Below are 19,529 nucleotides of genomic sequence, written 5' to 3'. Positions count from 1 at the left end.
GGAAGAAGAAAAATGAAATTTATTGATATGCATTGCGATACAGGAAGTAGAATGCTTTATGAAAAGAAAGGACTTTTAAAAAGCGACTTAAAAGTTGATATAGAAAAACTTAAAAAGGGAGATTCATTAGCACAATATTTTGCTTTTTTTATAGATAAAAAAGAAGTTAAAAGCCCTTATGAAGAATTTATAAAGATGTATGATAATTTTATAAAGGAAATCTCTTTAAATAAAGAAAACATAAAATTAGTAAAGGATTATAAAGATATAAAGTCCTTAGATAAAACCATAGGCGCATTTTTAACAATTGAAGAAGGTGAAGTTTTAGAGGGGGATATTAAAAGGGTTAAAGAAATGAAAGAAAGAGGGATAGGTGCTATAACTCTTACTTGGAATTATGAAAATAGTATAGGTTATCCAAACTTTAAAGAGGAATTTATAAACAAAGGTTTAAAGGAAAGGGGAAAAGAAATAGTATTAGAGATGGAAAAACAAAATATAATTCCAGATGCATCTCACCTTTCAGATGGAGGTTTTTATGACCTTATAGATATATTAAAAAAACCTTTTATAGCAAGTCATTCAAATGCACGTTCTATTGTAAACCATAGAAGGAATATGACAGATGATATGATTAGAGCCTTAAGTAATAAAGGTGGGGTTATGGGTCTTAATTTTTGCAGTGCATTTTGTAAGCCAAATGGAGTAAACAGTATTAAGGAGATAACTACAATTGAAGAAATAATCAATCATGCAAAGTATATAAAGAATATTGGGGGAATTGAAGTTTTAGGTTTAGGTTCTGATTTTGATGGAATAGAAAACGAAGTTCAAATAAATGATATAAGCAAAATGGATAAATTATTTTATGAACTTAAAAAGGTTGGTTTTACAGAAAGTGAAATAGAGAAAGTATTTTATAAAAATATTTTAAGAGTAATGAAAGAGTACGGAGGAAGATAGGTTATGAGTTTAAGTGGAAAGGTTTGTATTGTAACTGGAGGCTCTAGAGGGATTGGAAGGGCTATCGCTTTGGAACTTGCAAAAGAAGGTGCTAGCGTTTTAATAAATTACTCAAAAGATGAAGAAGGAGCTATAAAAACTTTAGATTTAATTAAAGAATGCGGTGGAATTTCAAAGGCAATAAAAGAAGATATAGCATCTTTTGAAGGGTGTAAAAGGATAGTAGATTTTGCTATAGAGAATTTTGGAAGGCTTGATATACTTGTAAACAATGCAGGAAGAAGTTTTGTTGGATTATTTATGGATATGAATAAAGGAGATATAGATAACATTATAAATACAAACCTTTTAGGGGCTATGTATTTATCAAAGCATGCTATAGGACATATGTTAAATAACGGAGGAAGCATAATTAACATATCATCTATGTGGGGGGATGTTGGTGCTTCTTGCGAAACGGTATATTCATCATCTAAGGGCGGATTAAATTTATTTACTAAAGCTTTGGCAAAAGAGATGGCACCTTCAAAAATAAGGGTAAACGGGATATCTCCAGGTGTAATAGAAACAGATATGAATAGTTTTTTATCAAAAGAAGATAAAGAATCTTTAGAAGAAGAAATACCGATAGGAAGGTTTGGAATGCCAGAAGAGATTGCGAAAGCAGTAGTTTTTTTAGCTTCTAGCAAAGCATCTTATATTACAGGACAAATAATTAGAATAGATGGTGGAATGATTTAAAAAAGCTGCACAAGGATTTGTGCAGCTAATCTTTTATAAAATTACGTCTTCTTTTTTTAGAGTAAACGTAAATAAAACTCCATCTTCTGTGTTTTCGATAGAATAAGTAGAACCGTGTAAATCTAGTATAGTTTTAACTATAGCTAGGCCAAGTCCAATACTATTACTATTTCTAGAGTGAGAAGAATCAACTCGATAGAATTTTTGGAATAACTTTTGTATAGCGTCATCTGGAATAAAGCTTCCTGTATTTAAAACTTTAATTACATATAAGTCACTATCCTCTTCTATAGACACAAAAATTGAATTTTGAGAGGGCGTATATTTTATAGCATTTGTAATTATGTTAGTTAAAACTTGATCCATTTGAAATACATCAGCCAAAACATAAGAATATTCAGTTTTAGGGGTAAAAGAAATATTAAGTCCTTTTTCTTCGCATTCAATAGATAATGCATTTACAATCTTTTTAATAAGTCTATTAATATTAAAAACTTCAAAGTTTGGAGTAACTACGCCAGATTCAAGTTTTGATAATTCAAGCATACTAGATATAAGTTTACTCATTTTGTGAGATTCATCTATTATAATATCTAAATATCTTGAAGCTTCATCTCCTGTAACTATTCCGTCTTTTAAACCTTCTGCATATCCTTCAATAATTCCGACAGGAGTCTTAAGTTCGTGGCTAACACTTGCAATAAAGTCCTTCCTCATAGTTTCAAGATATCTTTCTCTTTCGATATCCTTTTCTAACTGGTGATTTTTATTTTTTAAATCTTCCATAGCATTACTTAAATTATGAGATAAGAAGTTTAAAGTTTTAGCAAGGTTACCTATTTCATCTTCTCTCTTAATTTCACATTCTTCAGAAAAATCAAGTTTTGATAATTTTAAAGCAACATTGTTTATTTTAACTAATGGTTTTGTTATAAGGTTTGTATATATTAAAGAAAGAAGTATTGCAATAAAGATAACTCCTATAAAAATATAAACATAAAATTCAGTAATAACACTGCTAGCTTCAACGATAGGCTGAAGAGGCGAGACTACAACAACTAAAGAGTCATTATCAGAATATAAAGATAAAGGAGAAACAATTCCTATATTTTTATTTTGATGGTGGTCTGTAAAAAATGTTGTAGATGCAGTTGTGTTATTTTGAAGAATTGAATTTAAGAAATTTTTATTAGAAATTATTTGTTTGCAAAAGTCTCTTAAAATTCTTTCATCATCAGATACAGTGTTTGCGTTGTCGGGAACGTATTTAAGTTCCCCGTTTAACGTAAAGATACCTATCTTTGCATTATTTTTAGTTTGAAAACTTTCAAGGTTGTCATAAATAGCATTTAAATCGTTTTTCGAATTCTTATATGAATTCATAAATCTAAATTTTTTAAGTTCTGTAACTAATAAATCAGTTTTCTTTTTTATATAAAAGTCTTCAAAAATAAATGTTTGAAATACAAGTGTTAATCCCATAAGCCCAAGTAGTAAGCATAATGTTATTATAAAGAGACGTTTTGATAAACTTTTTTTCATTATTTCACCTCGAATTTATATCCGCTTCCACGAACTGTAACTATATATGAGGCTTTATCTCCAAGTTTCTCTCTAAGCCTTTTTATATTTGTATCTACAGTTCTAATATCACCATAATAATCAATTCCCCAAACATTATCTAAAATAGTATCTCTTGAAAGTGCAATTCCTTCATTAGAAATAAGGTATTGCAAAAGATCGTATTCAGTAGGTGATAGGTTTAATACCTTTGAATCTACCTTAACTTCGTGTGATAAAGAATTTAAGACTAAACCATTAAAATCTTGAAGACTTGAGTCAAGTTCTGTTCTAGTACGCTTTAATAAAGCTTTGATTTTAGCAACTAGTATTTTAGGGCTAAAAGGTTTAGTCATATAGTCGTCTGCACCGAGTTCGTAGCCTTGAAGTTTATCATCTTCTTCGCTTTTTGCAGTTAATAAAATAACAGGAACAGTTGATACTTCACGTAATTTATCTAATACCTCAAATCCATTCATCTTAGGCATCATTATATCTAAGACTATAAGGTCAATTTTATACTTTGAAAATAATGCTAAAGCGTCCTCACCGTTTGTAGCTTCGTAAATATTAAATTCCTCTCTCGTTAGATAATCTCTAATTAGCATACGTATTCTAGTTTCATCTTCAACAATAAGAATAGATTTTTTCATAATTAAGAATCCTCCAAAAAATTTTGTCATATATAATAAGAATAACATAATCTATAGATATTTAAAATTAGTAATAAGAATCACCTAGTATTAAAATTTATTATGTATTATAATTTTAAAATAGGATAATTAGCGAATTAATTAATAATAGGAGATATGAATGATAAAATTAAATTTTGATATAAAAAAGCATAATTTAGAAAACGGTCTAAAAGTTTTAACTATAAAAAAAGACACACAAATAGCAGCCATAAACATCGGAGTAAATATTGGTGCGATGTATGAAGACATGGATGAAAAAGGGATAAGTCACTTTATAGAGCACATGCTTTTTAAAGGAACAGAAAAAAGAACTAACGAAGAATTAAATGATGAACTAGAAAGTTTAGGGGGAGAGTATAACGCGTATACTGACTACGATTCAACAGTATATACTATAAGCTGTCTTGAAGAAGAAATACAAAACGGTGTAAAGCTTCTTGGAGATATGATAGTTAATTCAAATTTCCCACAAGAAGAAATTGTAAAAGAAAGAAATGTAATTTTAGCTGAAATTAGGACTAGTAAAGATGATATAGAAGATTTAAGCTTTAAAAGAACGAATGAAGTTGCATTTAAGGAAAGTTATTTAAAATATGATGTTATAGGATTTGAAGAAAATGTCAATAATTTCACTAGAGATGATTTAGTAAAATTCTATAAAAAGTATTATGTACCAAACAACTCAGTTATAACTATAGTAACATCTTTAGAACACGAAGAAGCTTTAAAGCTTGTGGAAACTAGTTTTTGTAATTGGAATAAGGGTTCTATAGAGAAAAAAGATATTATAAAAGAAAAAAATATAAAAACGATAGAAACAACTTTTAAAAATGAAATAGAACAAAGCACTATAGTTTATCTTTATACTTTTAACGATTTAGATAAAGAAGATGAATTACCTTTAAGGATCTTAAATAATAGAATAGGTGAAAGTTCAAACTCATTACTTTTTAAAGAGATAAGAGAAAAGAGGGGGTTTGCATACGATATCTTCACTCATCTTGATATAACAAAGGACGCAAAGTCACTTTATATTTACACATCAGTTTCAGATGAAGATGTCTTAAACACTAAAAAAGCTATAGATAAAGTTTTAAAAGATGTTGTAAATAAAAAGGTTGTTTTTGGTGATAAGGATTTAAATATAATGAAAAAGGTTCATAAAACTGCAGTTATTGGAACTTTAGAAGATTCAGCGGACCTTTGTAACTACATCCTCCATCAAGAACTTGCAGGTGAAAATAATTTAGAGTTTGTCTCAGATATGAATAAGTTAAATACTATAAAACCAGAAAAACTTTATAGTGTAGCTAAAGAGGTATTAAAAGACCCAACTATTCATATTTTAAGAAGAACATCAGGTGAAGATGATGAATAAAATTACAAAGATAGAAGCTTGCAAGAGAAACAAAGAAAGGGTAAATATATATATAGATGAAGATTTTGCATTTGCAATGGAGGCAGAATTAGTTTATAAATATAACCTAAAGGTAGATAAAGAAATTGATGTAGCTAAATTATCAGTTATTGCAAAAGATGAGGAGTTTTCAAAGTGTAAAAATTCAGCACTTAAAACTATAGGAAGAAGCTATAAAACAGAAAGTGAAATTAAAAGGAAGCTTTTAGAAAAGGAATATAGTGAAGAGGTAGTTTTAAAAACTATTGATTTTTTAAAAGAGTATAACTTTATAGATGATTATACTTTTGTAAAAATGTATATAAAAGATAGAATAGTAAATCAAGGTAAAAATAAAATCAAATATTCTCTTGTAACAAAGGGAGTAGATAAAACTTTAATAGAAAACGCCTTTTTAGAATTAGACACTACAGAAGACGAAGAGGAAAAAGCTTTTATTTTAGGTAAGAAAAAGTATGATTCTTTATCTAAAAGAGAAAGTGATAAATTAAAATTAAAAAATAAAGTTATCAGATACCTTATAGGAAGAGGATATGATTATTCTATTTCAAAAGATGTATATAGCAGAATAACTTCTGATGACTTTTATTAAAAGGAAGTGAATTATTATTTCTAATATGTCGTATATTATATGCGGTGCTATTTTAATAATATCCGCATTAATAAGTATAAGAGAAGCTTTTAAAAGTTATGATTCAGACTATGTTATAAGTTCTTTATTAAAAAGTACGGCGTCACTTATTACTATTTTTATAGTATTTAATTTTTTTGATTACTTTAATAATGGATTTGAAGAAATTTTAGCAAACTTTAATATTTCATCAAGACTTATCTTAGCTTGTAAATTAATAATGTTTGTATTAGTTTATTCTTTAATACAACTTACAATTTATCTAGGATTAAAACTATTAAATAGTTTACTTGGAAACGACTGGAGAAGAATTTGCGAAAAAAACAAAGTTATTTTCACTCTTTCTTCAGGAATTATAGGACTTTTAAAAGGTACTATTACTCTTATAGTATTATTTTCTATTGTAGTATTTATAAATAAAAGCAACATCTTACCTAAAGAAGTAAATCTTTTTCAAGATGTGAAATTATATAGAACTATAGATAGAACTATCTCAAATGATAAAGTACACGGTATTAAGAAAAACTTAGTTAGAGAAATCTCTAAAGCTACAGTAACTTATTATAATGGTGTTACTTTAGAAGATGGAGTTAAAAGTAACAAAGAAATAAACGAAACTGCTAAAAATTTAGTGAGTGGGGCAAAAACAGATAGAGAAAAAGCAAAGATTTTATACGCTTTTGTAGGAAGTAACATAAAATATGATGATAGTAAAGCAGATACCCTTATGGGAAACTCATCTAGAGAAGTAAATAACAGTGGTGCAATAGAAGCTTTTAATACTAGAACTGGTGTATGTTTTGATTACGCTTGCCTTTATGTTGCTATGTGCAAAGCTGTTGGACTAAAGGTTGAACTTGTTATGGGGGATGCCTTTGATGGGAAAGAATACGTAAGTCACGCTTGGAATAGAGTTTACCTTAAAGATAAAGGCGTTTGGATAAATGTAGACCCTACATTCTATAATGCTGGAAATTATTTTGGAAATAAAGATTTTGATAAAGATCATATAAATTCTAAAATAGTTGGAGAATGGTAAAATTTAAATTAACTAGAGAGATTATTTTGTAGTTAGTCTTCATATTAAAAAAAGTTAGCAAATTAATTTTGCTAACTTTTTTTCTTTTCTAAGAGTATGTCTATAGCTTTTTTGCAATCAATATCAGAATTGTTTAAAGACCATGCTATATTAAAATAAACTAATGCTTTCTTTGAATCATTTTTCATAGCATAGCAATAACCCAAGTTAAAAAAGTATTTACTGTCAGATTGAATTTTTATAGCAAGTTTAAGCATAGAAATAGCTTTATCGTATTCTTTTAATTTAATAAAGCAGACTCCAGAGTTATAGTAAGAGCAAGCTTCGTTTTCCTTGTTTGAAATAGCTTTTTCGTAATAGTCTATAGCTTTTTCATACTCTTTAGAGTTATATAAATTATTAGCTTCATTAAAATAATTCACTTAAATTTAAACCTCCAAGATTTAATTAATAAATAACACTTAATATTTTAAGTATAAACAAATTTGTATATTATATACATAAATAGAATTAATTATGAAGAAATCTAAAATTAATTTTAAATCTACCTTAATTTTTTAAATAGATATTGAAGATTGAGTTAAGTGATATATAATATAGAATATATTAGTTTTAAATAATTTAAGTAGGTGTAATTAAAATGGAAAAATTTAAGATGGGGATTGATGTCGGGTCTACAACAGTTAAGATTGTAGTCTTAGATAGCAAAGATAAAGTATCTTTCAGTGACTACAGAAGGCACTATTCAGATATAAGAAATACGATTATCACCCTTATGAAAGAAGTATATGAAAAAATTGGTGATAAAGAAATTAGCGTCACTATAACAGGTTCAGGTGGGCTATCTATGTCTAGTTGGCTTGAAGTTAAATTTGTTCAAGAAGTTATAGCTTGTACAGAAACTATAGAAAAGTTAATACCAGAAACTGATGTAGCTATAGAACTTGGTGGAGAAGATGCTAAAATCACTTATCTAGATTCAGGTATAGAACAAAGAATGAATGGAACTTGTGCTGGTGGTACAGGAGCATTTATAGACCAAATGGCAGCATTACTTAATACTGATGCTAGTGGGCTTAATGATCTTGCAAAAAATCACACAATGATATATCCAATAGCATCAAGATGTGGAGTGTTTGCAAAAACTGACGTACAACCGCTTATTAACGAAGGTGCAAAAAAAGAGGATATAGCAGCTTCAGTACTTCAAGCAGTAGTTAACCAAACAATAGGTGGATTAGCCTGTGGTAAACCGATAAGAGGTAAAGTAGCTCTTTTAGGAGGTCCTTTATACTTCCTATCAGAACTTAGAGAAAGATTTATAGAAACTTTAAATTTAAAAGAAGAAGAAGTTATCTTCCCAGATAATTCACAGCTATTTGTAGCTATGGGGGCAGCTTATCTATCAAGTGAAGAAAAACCAATATTCTTTAGTTCACTTTTAGAAAAGGTTGATTCTATTAGCGATGCAAAAGATGATGATATAGGAAGATTAGAACCTTTATTTAAAGATTCAAAAGATTTTGATTCCTTTAAAGAAAGACACGATAAGGCAGCAGCTAAAAGAGCTGATGTTAAAAGTGAAACTGGGGCAGTTTTCCTTGGAATAGATGCAGGTTCTACTACAACTAAAGCTGTTCTTATAAACAAAGACTCAGAAATTATATATGATTTTTATGGAAGTAATGAAGGTAACCCTTTAAACAAAGTTGTAGATATTATGAAAGATATCTATAGTAATTTACCTAAAGACGCTTATATAGGAAAAGCTACAGTTACAGGCTATGGTGAATCTTTAATTAAAGCAGCCATTCACGTTGATTTAGGGGAAATTGAAACTATAGCACACTATAAAGCAGCAGAACATTTCTTGCCAGGGGTTGATTTTATATTGGATATCGGTGGACAAGATATGAAGTGCTTAAAAATAAAAAATGGAGTAATAGATAGTATATTACTTAATGAAGCATGTTCATCAGGTTGTGGTTCATTTATAGAGACCTTTGGTAATTCATTAGGAATGGAAGTTAAAGATTTTGCAAAAGCAGCATTAAAATCAAATGCACCAGTTGATTTAGGTTCAAGATGTACTGTATTTATGAACTCAAAAGTAAAGCAATCTCAAAAAGAAGGTGCAACAGTTGGAGATATTTCAGCTGGACTTTCATACTCAGTAATTAAAAATGCTTTATATAAAGTAATTAAACTTAGAGATGAAAAAGAGATTGGTGAAAAAGTAATAGTCCAAGGTGGAACTTTCTATAACGATGCAGTTTTAAGAAGTTTTGAAAAGGTTAGTGGAAGAGAAGCTATAAGACCAGATATAGCTGGACTTATGGGAGCTTTTGGAGCTGCGCTTATATCAAAAGAAAGATTTAAAGAGGGCGAAGAATCAAACACTCTTAAAAAAGATGAGATAGATAGCTTCAAAATGACATCAGAATTTAGAAGATGCGGACTTTGTGGAAACAACTGTCAGCTTACTATAAATAAATTCTCTACAGATGAAGAATATATCTCAGGAAATAGATGCGAAAGAGGACTTGGACTTTCAGTTAAGAAAAATGAAACTCCAAACCTTTATAAATATAAATTTAAAAGAACATTTGGTTATGTTCCACTAAAATTAGAAGAAGCTAAAAGAGGAAGAATCGGTATTCCTAGAGTATTAAATATGTATGAAAACTACCCATTCTGGTTTACTCTTTTAACTGACTTAGGATTTAGAGTAGAATTATCACCTGTTTCATCTAAAAAAATATATGAAAAAGGTATAGAAACTATTCCGTCAGAATCAGCTTGTTATCCAGCTAAATTAGTGCATGGACATATAACATCACTTATTGAAAAAGGAATAGATACAATTTTCTATCCTTGTATTCCATATGAGAAAAAAGAATTTGAAGATTCAAATAACCATTATAACTGTCCGATGGTAACATCATACCCAGAAGTTATAAAAAGAAATATGGATGAGATAGAAGAAAAGAATATAAAATATCTAGCACCATTTTTCTCTTTTGAAAATGATAGAGTTTTAATTAAGAGAATAGTTGAAGAATTTAAAGACTTTGGCGTTACTAAAAAAGAAGCGACTATTGCTGTAGAAAAAGCTTTCAAAGAAAGAGAAAAATATAAAGATGATTTAGAGAAAAAAGGTATGGAAGTTTTAAGATACCTTAAAGATACAGGTAAAAAAGGTGTAGTTTTAACAGGAAGACCATACCATATAGACCCAGAAATAAACCACGGCATTCCAGATGTTATAACATCATTTGGAATGGCAGTTCTTCCAGAAGATTGCGTAGCTAACCTTGGAAAACTTAACAACAAACTAAGAGTAGTTGACCAATGGACATATCACGCAAGGCTTTATAGAGCAGCTGCATTTGTTCGTGATTGTGATGAACTTGAAATGGTTCAGCTTAACTCATTTGGTTGTGGACTTGATGCTGTAACTACAGACCAAGTTAACGAGATTTTAAGTGAAAAAGGAAAAATATATACAGTTCTTAAAATAGATGAAGGTTCAAACCTTGGAGCTATTAAAATAAGAATAAGATCACTTAAAGCAGCTATAGAAGAAAGAGAAAGAAATGATTACAAGCCAGTATATGAAGATACTTCATATCACAACCCAACCTTTACAAAAGAGATGAGAAAAAATCATACTATTTTATCTCCTCAAATGTCACCTATACATTTTGATATAGTTGAAGATGCATTAAATGCTAGTGGATACAACGTAGTAGTTTTACCAGCTAGTGATAAAGATGCAGTTGAAGAGGGATTAAAATATGTTAATAATGATGCTTGTTATCCATCTATTATAGTTATAGGTCAAATAATTAGAGCATTAAAATCAGGAGAATATGATGTAAATAATACATCTGTTATAATATCTCAAACAGGTGGGGGATGTAGGGCTACAAACTATATAGGATTTTTAAAGCTTGCTCTTAAAAATGCCGGATTTAGTAATGTTCCTATAATTTCTTTAAATGCTGTAGGTCTTGAAAAGCAACCAGGATTTAAAATAACTCCAAAACTTATTAAAAGAGCTCTTATGGCTATGGTTTATGGAGATTTATTTATGAGGGTTTTATATAAAACTAGACCTTACGAAAAAGAAAAAGGTTCAGCTAATGCCCTTTATGAAAAATGGAGATTAAAAGCTAAAGAAAATGCTAAAAACGGAAGTAAGAGTGAGTTTAAAGCTAATGTCAGAGGAATTATAAAAGACTTTGATAACTTAGAAACTTTAGATATCAAAAAACCTATGATAGGTGTAGTTGGTGAAATATTAGTTAAATACCATCCTACTGCAAATAACGATATAGTTAATATAATCGAAAGTGAAGGAGCAGAAGCTGTAGTTCCAGATCTATTAGATTTCTTCTTCTATAGCGCATACGATAGCGAATTTAAATATAAAAAATTAGGTTTTAGTAGAGTTGAAAGAGATTTAAGTCTTCTTGCAATGAAATATATGGAAAGCTACAGAAAAACTATGAATGAAGAACTTGAAAATTCTAAGAGATTTGAAGCTCCTAAGAGGATTCAAGAACTTGGTCATTTAGCTAAGGATGTATTATCACTAGGTCACCAAACAGGTGAAGGATGGTTCTTAACAGGAGAAATGATAGAACTTATAAAAAGTGGTGCTGACAATATAGTTTGTATGCAACCTTTTGGATGTTTACCAAACCACGTAACAGGAAAAGGTATGATGAAGCCTCTTAAAAAGCTTTATCCAAAAGCAAATATAGTTGCAGTTGACTACGACCCAGGTGCATCAGAAGTTAACCAAATAAATAGAATTAAGCTTATGTTATCAGTAGCATTTAAAAAACTTAAAGAAGAAGAAAATAGTAATATAGAAGTTAAAGAAGCTGAGTTTGTAGATGAAGTTAATTTAAGAGAAGCTAGTATTACAAATTAATCTTCTTATATTGACAAAATAACCACTTTAATATAACATATATATACGTTAAATAATTTAATAACAAATGCTAAGAAAAAGAGGAGTAAATCTTTTATAATTTGTATTAAAAGAGAGAAGGGGATAGGTGAAAGCCCTTTATACAAGGAAGATTGAAGGTAGCTTTGGAGCAGCTTTAGTGAAATAGTAGTAGCTAAAGACGGTCTAAATTTTAGGTCGTTATATAATTTTGAGTGCTTATAGTTTATATAAGAATAAAGGTGGTACCACGAGCTTTCGTCCTTTTTAGGATGAAAGCTCTTTTTTTATATACAAAAATAGAAAAAATTTAGGAGGCGGTAAAATGTCAGATATTAAAAATATATCAACAACATACGACCCAAAAGAATTCGAAGATAGAATTTATAACAATTGGGAAGAAAAAAAATATTTCACACCAAAAGTAGATAAAACTAAAAAACCTTTTTCAATAGTTATGCCACCACCAAACATAACTGGAAAACTTCACTTAGGTCACGCACTTGATAATACACTTCAAGATATGCTTATAAGATTTAAGAGAATGCAAGGATTTGAAGCTCTTTGGGTTCCAGGTCAAGACCACGCATCTATTGCAACAGAAGTTAAAGTTGAAAACGAACTTCTAAAAGAAGGTCTTAAGAAAAAAGAAATGGGAAGAGAAGCCTTCTTAGGTAAAGTTTGGGAGTGGACTGACGAGTACAGAGAAAGAATAAGAACTCAACTTAAAAAAATGGGTTGCTCTGCTGACTTTACAAGAGAAGCATTCACTATGGATGAAAACTTAAATAAAGCGGTAAGACACGTATTCGTTAAGTTATATAACGAAGGATTAATCTATAAAGGTAACAGAATAACAAACTGGTGTCCAAAATGTCAAACAGCTCTTTCAGATGCTGAAATTGAATACGAAGAACAAGCAGGTCACTTCTGGCATATAAACTATCCTTTAAAAGATGGTTCAGGATTCTTAGAAATCGCAACTACAAGACCAGAAACATTACTTGGAGATACAGCAGTTGCAGTTAACCCAGAAGATCCAAGATTTAAAGATTTAATTGGGAAAACTTTAATTTTACCTTTAGTAAATAGAGAAATTCCAATAGTAGCTGACGATTATGTTTCAGTTGATTTTGGAACTGGTGCAGTTAAAATAACTCCAGCACATGACCCTAACGACTTTAAAGTAGGGGAAAGACATAACTTAGAGATAATAAGAGTTATGGATGATAAAGGTGTTATTAACGAAAAAGGTGGAAAATACCAAGGTTTAGATAGATATGAAGCTAGAAAAGCTATAGTTAAAGATTTAGAAGAGGCTGGACTTTTAGTTAAGATAAAAGACCATAGCCACAACGTAGGAACACACGACAGATGCGGAACTGTAGTAGAACCTATAGTTTCAACACAATGGTATGTAAAAATGGAAGGTTTAGCAAAACCTGCTATAGAAGTAGTTAAAAATAAAGAAACTAAATTCATACCAGAAAGATTTGATAAAACATACTTTAACTGGATGGAAAACATCCAAGACTGGTGTATTTCAAGACAATTATGGTGGGGACACAGAATACCTGTATGGTACTGCAAGGACTGTAACGAAGTAGTAGTTTCAGAAACTGATGTATGTGAATGTCCTAAGTGTAAGAGCACAAACTTAGATCAAGAAACTGACGTACTAGATACTTGGTTCTCATCAGCTCTTTGGCCTTTCTCAACACTAGGTTGGCCAAACAAAACAGAAGATTTAGAATACTTCTATCCAACTAACGTTTTAGTTACAGGATACGATATAATATTCTTCTGGGTTGCAAGAATGATATTTAGTGGAATTCATAACATGGGAGAAACTCCTTTTGAGAACGTACTTATCCACGGAATAATTAGAGATTCTGAAGGAAGAAAGATGAGTAAATCTTTAGGAAACGGTGTAGACCCACTTGAAGTTATAGACACTTATGGTGCTGACGCTTTAAGATTTATGTTAGTTACAGGAAACGCTCCTGGAAACGACATAAGATACTACCCAGAGAGAGTAGAATCAGCTAGAAACTTCGCAAACAAAATCTGGAACGCTTCAAGATTTGTTATGATGAATTTAGATAGAGACGTTATGGCTAAGTATAAAGAATGCAAAGAATATAGCTTAGCAGATAAATGGATATTATCTAAGATGAATACATTAGTAGAAGAAGTTACAGAAAATATGGATAAGTTTGAACTTGGAATAGCACTACAAAAAGTATATGACTTTATGTGGAACGAATTCTGTGACTGGTATATAGAATTAGTTAAACCAGTATTCTGGGGAGACGACGAAAAGGCTAAAGGAGTAGTATATAACGTACTATATACTGTACTTAATACAGGTCTTAAGCTTCTACACCCAGTAATGCCATTTATAACAGAAGAAATATTCACTCACTTAAACTTAGATGAAGAAACTATAACTTTATCAGCTTGGCCAGAAGCTAATTCAAATCTTCACGATGAAAAAGCTGAAGAAGATATGGAATACGTTATAGAAGCTATCAAAAACTTAAGAAACGTAAGAGCTGAGATGAATGTTGCACCATCTAGAAAAGCAAACATAATTTGCTACATTTCAGATGAAGCTAAAAATGCATTTAAAGAAGGTGCAGGTTATATGGAAAAATTAGCATCTGCACAAGAAGTAAGCTTTATAGAAGATAAAAAAGAAGTTCCAGAAAACGCTGTATCAGTAGTAGTTAAAGGTGGAGAATTATTTATGCCACTTTTAGACTTAGTTGATAAAGAAAAGGAACTTGATAGATTAGAAAAAGAACTTAAAAAATTAGAAGGCGAAATAGAAAGAATAGATAAAAAACTTAATAATGCTGGTTTCGTAGCTAAAGCACCAGAAGCTGTTGTTAATGGAGAAAAAGAAAAGCGTGCTAAATATTCTGAAATGCTTGAAGCAGTTAAAGTAAGAATTAACGCATTAGGTTAAAATATTATTACTATTTTAAATTTCTTATAATATAATTTTAAAAAGACATCCTATAAATTTTAGGGATGTCTTTTTATTGTCACAAAAAGAGTATATAGTAAAGGTATATAATTAACTTAGGGATAAGGGGAAAATAAAAATGGTAATGTTTGAAGAAATTTTAAAAAGTGAAGATGTTAAAGATTGGCAAAAAGAACTTATGAAATACGAATTTGCAGTCCAAGAAGTAAGCACTAAAATTAATATCTTAAATACAGAATTTAAAAACTTGCATGATTATAATCCAATAGAACACGTAAAAACTAGAATAAAAAAACCGAAAAGTATAATTCAAAAGCTAATAAATAAAGATATAGAACCTAATGCTAAAAATGCATCGATTTATTTAAAAGATATTGCAGGTATTAGAATTATCTGTTCTTTTGATAAGGATATTTATAGGGTATTTGAGCTTTTAACAGGTCAAAGCGATATAAAGGTACTAGAAGTTAAAGATTATATAAAGGCGCCTAAGGAAAACGGATATAGATCTCTTCATGCAATTATAAGTATACCTATATTTTTATCAACAGGAGTAGTAGAAGTTCCAGTTGAAATTCAAATAAGAACTATAGCTATGGATTTTTGGGCTAGTTTAGAACATAAAATATATTATAAATATAGAAATAAGACCTTCTTAAATATTTCAGATGAATTAAAAGAATGTGCTGAGATGATTGCACTTTTAGATAAAAAGATGTTTGATATAAAAGAAGAAATAGAAAAGATAGAAAAAAGTTGAGGAAAAATCCTCAACTTTTTTTATTTTACTTTGCAAGCACCGTGGTCTAAAGCTTTAATGTCCATTTCTCCAAACATAGCTTTAGCAAAATTATCTCCGTAGCATCTAGCTTCTTCTCTTTGCTCTTCTGATGCTCTGAATTTAACTTTTAAGCCAGGGGCTGCAAGTTTCATTTTTAATTCATCTAATCTATGTTCTATTCTAGGAACAGCTTCACCGCTCCAACCGTATGAACCAAAGGCTGCTGCGTATTTTCCACCGTGAATTATAGGGTTTAAGTTAGCTAATAAAATTCTAATTGGTGGAAGTAATTCATTAACTATAGTTGGTGAACCAAATAATATACCGTCTGATTCTTCTATATCTTTTAATACATCTGAAGTTTCAGCGTGAGTTAAATCATACATCTTAACTTCTACGCTATGACTTCTTTTGATTCCTTCAGCTATGCATTTAGCTAATTCTTCTGTGTATCCGTAAGCTGATACGTAAGAGATAGTAACTTTTTTATCTCCGTTTATAGAAGGTCTAGTAGGAGTTGACCACTCTCTATAAGTATTTACAACTTCCCAAGGGTTTTCACGAAGAACAGGTCCGTGGCCTGGGCAAATCATATCTATATCTAAATCTTTTATTTTTTCAATTCCTTTTAATACGAAGTTTTTATAAGGCCCAAAAATACAATCATAGTAGTATCTTAAAGCTTCTAAATAATGTTCTTTATTTGGAACTAAGTCATTAAAGACTTCTTCACAAGAGTAGTGACTTCCAAATGAATCGCAAGTGAATAAAACTTTTTCTTCAGGTACGTATGTGTACATTGAATCTGGCCAATGTAAAAATGGAGCTGAAATGAATTTTAAAGTTTTATTTCCAAGTGATAAAGTATCGCCATCTTTTGCAACGATGTGGTCAAAGTCTCTATTTAAGATTTCTTTTAAGAAATTAATAGCTTGCATTGAACCAACTACCTTAGCATTTGGAGCGATATCTAAGATTTTACCAACTGATCCTGCGTGGTCTGGTTCAGTATGGTCTACAACGATATAATCAATTTTAGAAATATCTATATCTAAAGTTTCTAAAGTTTTTAAATACTCATCAAAACATTTTTCTTTAACTGTTTCAAATAGAGCGATCTTTTCGCTTCCTTTAACAACATATGAATTGTAAGTAGTTCCGTATGGAGTATACATTATTATATCGAATACTCTAAGACCTGGATCTAAAGCACCTACCCAGTAGATGTCTTTTTTTATTTCTACGTTTCTCATAATTAAACACCTCTTATTATTAAATAATCAACTTCAATGGATATTTTCTATCCATTACTATAGTTATGATAACAAATTTCAACATCTAAGTAAATAATATTAATAAAAGTTTTCAATAAGTTATCATTGTAGTATAGTTTTATTATAAGCTTTTACAATAGAAATATTTATGATTATATTGTAAATAAATGCTAAAGAATAAATGAATATATAATATTGGGGGATTCAGAATGAATTATTTAGACGCGATGAATTACATAAAAAAGATTGGAAATTTTGGATCAAATTATGGACTTGAAAAAACGAAAAGATTATTAGAACATTTAGGTAGTCCTGAAAAAGATTTAAATATAGTACATATTGCAGGAACTAACGGAAAAGGTTCTACAACATCAATAACTACAAGCTTACTTATGGCAGAAGGTTTTAAAGTTGGGATGTACACATCTCCATTTTTAGAGGAATTTGAAGAAAGAATTCAGATAAACAAAAAAAACATTCCAAAAGAAGACTTAGCTAAGTATGTTTCTATAATAAAAGGGGCTGTAGAAAAGGTAATAGAAGAAGGGTATAATCACCCAACAGAATTTGAAATAATAACTTGCCTTATGTTTAAATATTTTAAAGATAATAATGTTGATTATGCAGTAGTTGAAGTTGGACTTGGTGGAAGATTAGATTCTACAAACGTTATAGTTCCAAAGGTCTCAGCATTAGCTTCAATTAGCTTAGATCACACAAACCTATTAGGGAATACTATTTCTGAAATAGCAAAGGAAAAGTGCGGGATTATAAAAGAAAATATTAGTGTGATTTCTTATCCTCAAAAGGAAGAAGCTAAAGAAGTTATAGAAAAGATAGCTAAAGAAAAGCATTCACCTTTAAAATTTATAGATAAAAATGATTCTGAATTTATAGAAGTTATAGATGAAGATAATATTTATCAAAAGGTTAAGTATAAAATAGATAAAAAAGAGTATATTGTAAATTTAAAATTACTTGGAGAACATCAAATAGTAAATGGATTATTAGCTTTAAATATAGTAAACGAATTAAGTAAACTAGATGGATTTAAATTAAATCATATTGAAGAAGGGTTTAAAAATGCAACTTGGAACGGAAGACTTGAAGTTTTAAGTAAGGAACCATTGATAATTATTGACGGTGCACACAACTTAGATGGTATAGAAGCACTTGTAAAAAATGTTAAGAAATACTTTAAATATGATAAACTATATTTATTATTAGGGATTTTAGCTGATAAAGATGTTAAACATATGCTAAAAAAAATAATACCTTTAAGTTATGAAGTAGTTTGTCTTACTCCTCATAGTGATAGAGCGAAACTTTCAGAAAAGTTAAAAGAAGAAGTGATGCCTTTAAATAACAGAACTGAAAGTTATGATAGTTATGAAGAAGGCTTTAAAGCTATAAAAGAAAAGGCTACTAAAAAAGATCTAATACTAGCAGCTGGGTCACTTTATATGATAGGAGAACTTAGAGGTATAATTAAAAAGGAGATGCAATAATTAATGCTTAATTTAACTTTTTTAGGTACAGGCGGGGGGATGCCTATGCCTTATAGACACCTTTCTTCATCTGTTATGAAATTTAGAGGAAGAAAAATTTTAGTAGACTGCGGAGAAGGCACTCAAATATGGTGTAGAGAGTATAACGTTGGCTTTAAGAGCTTTGATATTATACTTATAACTCACCTGCACGGAGACCATATAAATGGTTTAAATGGAATGCTATCTACTATAGGGAATTGTGGTAGAGAAGAAAAAATAATTATAATTGGACCATTTGGTTTAAAAAAAGCACTAGAGGGACTTTTAGTTACAGCAAGTCACCTTCCTTTTGAAATAGAAGTAATTGAAGTAAAGAAATCGAACTTACACTTTAAAATAAAAGATGACTCTTTAAAACCTTGTGATAAAAGACATAGTGAAATAGATATTAAAACTATTGAATTAGAACATTCAATCGAATGCATCGGTTATGACTTTGAATTTATTAGAAAAAGAAAATTTGATGTAGATAAGGCACTTAAAAACAAAGTTCCTAAAGCTTTATGGAGTAAACTTCAAAAAGAAGAGGACAATATTTCTTTTGATGGTGAAATTTTTACAAAAGAGATGGTACTAGGTGAAAAGAGAAAAGGTATTAAGGTTTCTTATATAACTGATACAAGGCCGATAGAGTCTATAAAAGACTTTATAGTAAATAGTGATCTATTTATCTGTGAAGGGACTTATGGAGACGATTTAGACATTAATAAAGCAATAATAAATAAACATATGACATTTAGAGAAGGAGCTGCTTTAGCAAGAGAGTCTAAAGTTAAAGAATTGATATTTACTCATTTTTCGCCAGCTTTATTGCACCCAGACCATTATTTAAAAAATGCAATAGAAGAGTTTAAGAATTCTAAGTTAGCTAAAGATGGTTTTGAAATTGAATTAAATTTTAATGATTAAAAAAGAAGGGTATGTCC

13 protein-coding genes, 1 pseudogene and 1 other annotated feature are annotated in these 19,529 nt (G+C 29.7%); of the genes and pseudogenes, 10 read left to right on the top strand and 4 right to left on the bottom strand.

Annotation, left to right across the window (positions count from 1 at the left end):
* Positions 1–12 precede the first annotated feature (12 nt).
* Positions 13–963, top strand: a complete 951-nt coding sequence (locus INR60_RS06275; RefSeq protein WP_194190621.1) for a dipeptidase — start codon at positions 13–15, stop codon at positions 961–963.
* Positions 964–966: 3 nt separating this feature from the next.
* Positions 967–1,704 carry an elongation factor P 5-aminopentanone reductase gene (ymfI, locus tag INR60_RS06270; protein WP_194190620.1) on the top strand — a complete coding sequence of 246 codons (738 nt, stop codon included), beginning with the start codon at positions 967–969 and terminating at the stop codon, positions 1,702–1,704.
* A 33-nt stretch (positions 1,705–1,737) separates the two neighbouring features.
* Here ymfI and INR60_RS06265 read toward each other — a convergent pair whose 3' ends face one another.
* Together INR60_RS06265 and INR60_RS06260 are read right to left on the bottom strand one after the other, a co-directional pair.
* On the bottom strand, positions 1,738–3,246 hold the full coding sequence (locus INR60_RS06265; protein WP_194190619.1) for a HAMP domain-containing sensor histidine kinase: 1,509 nt from the start codon (positions 3,244–3,246) through the stop codon (positions 1,738–1,740).
* Positions 3,246–3,917, bottom strand: a complete 672-nt coding sequence (locus INR60_RS06260; RefSeq protein WP_194190618.1) for a response regulator transcription factor — start codon at positions 3,915–3,917, stop codon at positions 3,246–3,248. Before INR60_RS06260 ends, INR60_RS06265 begins: the two co-directional genes overlap by 1 nt.
* Before the next feature lie 160 nt (positions 3,918–4,077).
* Here INR60_RS06260 and INR60_RS06255 point away from each other — a divergent pair, with 160 nt between their 5' ends.
* From INR60_RS06255 to INR60_RS06245, 3 genes are read left to right on the top strand one after another with little or no spacing between them, the layout of a single operon-like run.
* Entirely contained in the window at positions 4,078–5,337 is a 1,260-nt protein-coding gene (locus INR60_RS06255) for a M16 family metallopeptidase (RefSeq protein WP_194190617.1), read from the top strand.
* On the top strand, positions 5,330–5,968 hold the full coding sequence (gene recX / locus INR60_RS06250; protein ID WP_194190616.1) for a recombination regulator RecX: 639 nt from the start codon (positions 5,330–5,332) through the stop codon (positions 5,966–5,968). Before INR60_RS06255 ends, recX begins: the two co-directional genes overlap by 8 nt.
* 25 nt (positions 5,969–5,993) lie before the next feature.
* The gene (locus INR60_RS06245; protein WP_194190615.1) at positions 5,994–7,046 is read left to right on the top strand and encodes a transglutaminase-like domain-containing protein; all 1,053 of its coding nucleotides are present in this window, start codon (positions 5,994–5,996) and stop codon (positions 7,044–7,046) included.
* 71 nt (positions 7,047–7,117) lie between these two features.
* Here INR60_RS06245 and INR60_RS06240 read toward each other — a convergent pair whose 3' ends face one another.
* Positions 7,118–7,468 (bottom strand): tetratricopeptide repeat protein, encoded by a 351-nt coding sequence (locus INR60_RS06240; protein ID WP_194190614.1) that lies wholly within the window; start codon positions 7,466–7,468, stop codon positions 7,118–7,120.
* Between the two features lie 218 nt (positions 7,469–7,686).
* Between INR60_RS06240 and INR60_RS06235 the strand changes: the two genes are divergently transcribed.
* The 3 genes from INR60_RS06235 to INR60_RS06225 all read left to right on the top strand — a co-directional run bounded on the left by INR60_RS06235 (position 7,687) and on the right by INR60_RS06225 (position 15,758).
* Complete coding sequence (locus tag INR60_RS06235; protein WP_194190613.1) at positions 7,687–11,988, top strand: 2-hydroxyacyl-CoA dehydratase; 4,302 nt, start codon at positions 7,687–7,689, stop codon at positions 11,986–11,988.
* Positions 11,989–12,051: 63 nt separating this feature from the next.
* Positions 12,052–12,275: a binding site (T-box leader), on the top strand.
* A gap of 56 nt (positions 12,276–12,331) precedes the next feature.
* Entirely contained in the window at positions 12,332–14,977 is a 2,646-nt protein-coding gene (locus INR60_RS06230) for a valine--tRNA ligase (protein WP_194190612.1), read from the top strand.
* A gap of 139 nt (positions 14,978–15,116) precedes the next feature.
* Positions 15,117–15,758 carry a GTP pyrophosphokinase gene (locus INR60_RS06225; RefSeq protein WP_238480395.1) on the top strand — a complete coding sequence of 214 codons (642 nt, stop codon included), beginning with the start codon at positions 15,117–15,119 and terminating at the stop codon, positions 15,756–15,758.
* 23 nt (positions 15,759–15,781) lie between these two features.
* On the opposite strand, the pseudogene INR60_RS06220 reads toward INR60_RS06225, so the two are convergent.
* A pseudogene (locus tag INR60_RS06220) lies at positions 15,782–17,032 on the bottom strand (FprA family A-type flavoprotein); the annotation flags it as partial.
* 230 nt (positions 17,033–17,262) lie between these two features.
* Here INR60_RS06220 and INR60_RS06215 point away from each other — a divergent pair.
* Positions 17,263–18,561, top strand: coding sequence for a bifunctional folylpolyglutamate synthase/dihydrofolate synthase (locus INR60_RS06215; protein WP_194190610.1), 1,299 nt, complete (start codon positions 17,263–17,265; stop codon positions 18,559–18,561).
* A 3-nt stretch (positions 18,562–18,564) separates the two neighbouring features.
* Complete coding sequence (locus tag INR60_RS06210; protein ID WP_194190609.1) at positions 18,565–19,512, top strand: ribonuclease Z; 948 nt, start codon at positions 18,565–18,567, stop codon at positions 19,510–19,512.
* The last annotated feature ends 17 nt before the right edge of the window (positions 19,513–19,529 follow it).

Origin of the sequence: Clostridium chrysemydis (genome assembly GCF_015234215.1) — a bacterium.
In the GTDB taxonomy this organism is placed as follows: domain Bacteria; phylum Bacillota; class Clostridia; order Clostridiales; family Clostridiaceae; genus Clostridium; species Clostridium chrysemydis.
This window is presented reverse-complemented; position numbering and strand designations above follow the sequence as displayed.

Excerpts from the sequence above, each read along its gene's own strand:
- INR60_RS06275 (WP_194190621.1), top strand. The coding sequence starts at position 13 with ATGAAATTTATTGATATGCATTGCGATACAGGAAGTAGAATGCTTTAT.
- recX (WP_194190616.1), top strand. The coding sequence starts at position 5,330 with ATGAATAAAATTACAAAGATAGAAGCTTGCAAGAGAAACAAAGAAAGG.
- INR60_RS06255 (WP_194190617.1), top strand. The coding sequence starts at position 4,078 with ATGATAAAATTAAATTTTGATATAAAAAAGCATAATTTAGAAAACGGT.
- ymfI (WP_194190620.1), top strand. The coding sequence starts at position 967 with ATGAGTTTAAGTGGAAAGGTTTGTATTGTAACTGGAGGCTCTAGAGGG.
- INR60_RS06235 (WP_194190613.1), top strand. The coding sequence starts at position 7,687 with ATGGAAAAATTTAAGATGGGGATTGATGTCGGGTCTACAACAGTTAAG.
- INR60_RS06260 (WP_194190618.1), bottom strand. The coding sequence starts at position 3,917 with ATGAAAAAATCTATTCTTATTGTTGAAGATGAAACTAGAATACGTATG.
- INR60_RS06245 (WP_194190615.1), top strand. The coding sequence starts at position 5,994 with ATGTCGTATATTATATGCGGTGCTATTTTAATAATATCCGCATTAATA.
- INR60_RS06210 (WP_194190609.1), top strand. The coding sequence starts at position 18,565 with ATGCTTAATTTAACTTTTTTAGGTACAGGCGGGGGGATGCCTATGCCT.
- INR60_RS06265 (WP_194190619.1), bottom strand. The coding sequence starts at position 3,246 with ATGAAAAAAAGTTTATCAAAACGTCTCTTTATAATAACATTATGCTTA.
- INR60_RS06230 (WP_194190612.1), top strand. The coding sequence starts at position 12,332 with ATGTCAGATATTAAAAATATATCAACAACATACGACCCAAAAGAATTC.
- INR60_RS06215 (WP_194190610.1), top strand. The coding sequence starts at position 17,263 with ATGAATTATTTAGACGCGATGAATTACATAAAAAAGATTGGAAATTTT.
- INR60_RS06225 (WP_238480395.1), top strand. The coding sequence starts at position 15,117 with ATGGTAATGTTTGAAGAAATTTTAAAAAGTGAAGATGTTAAAGATTGG.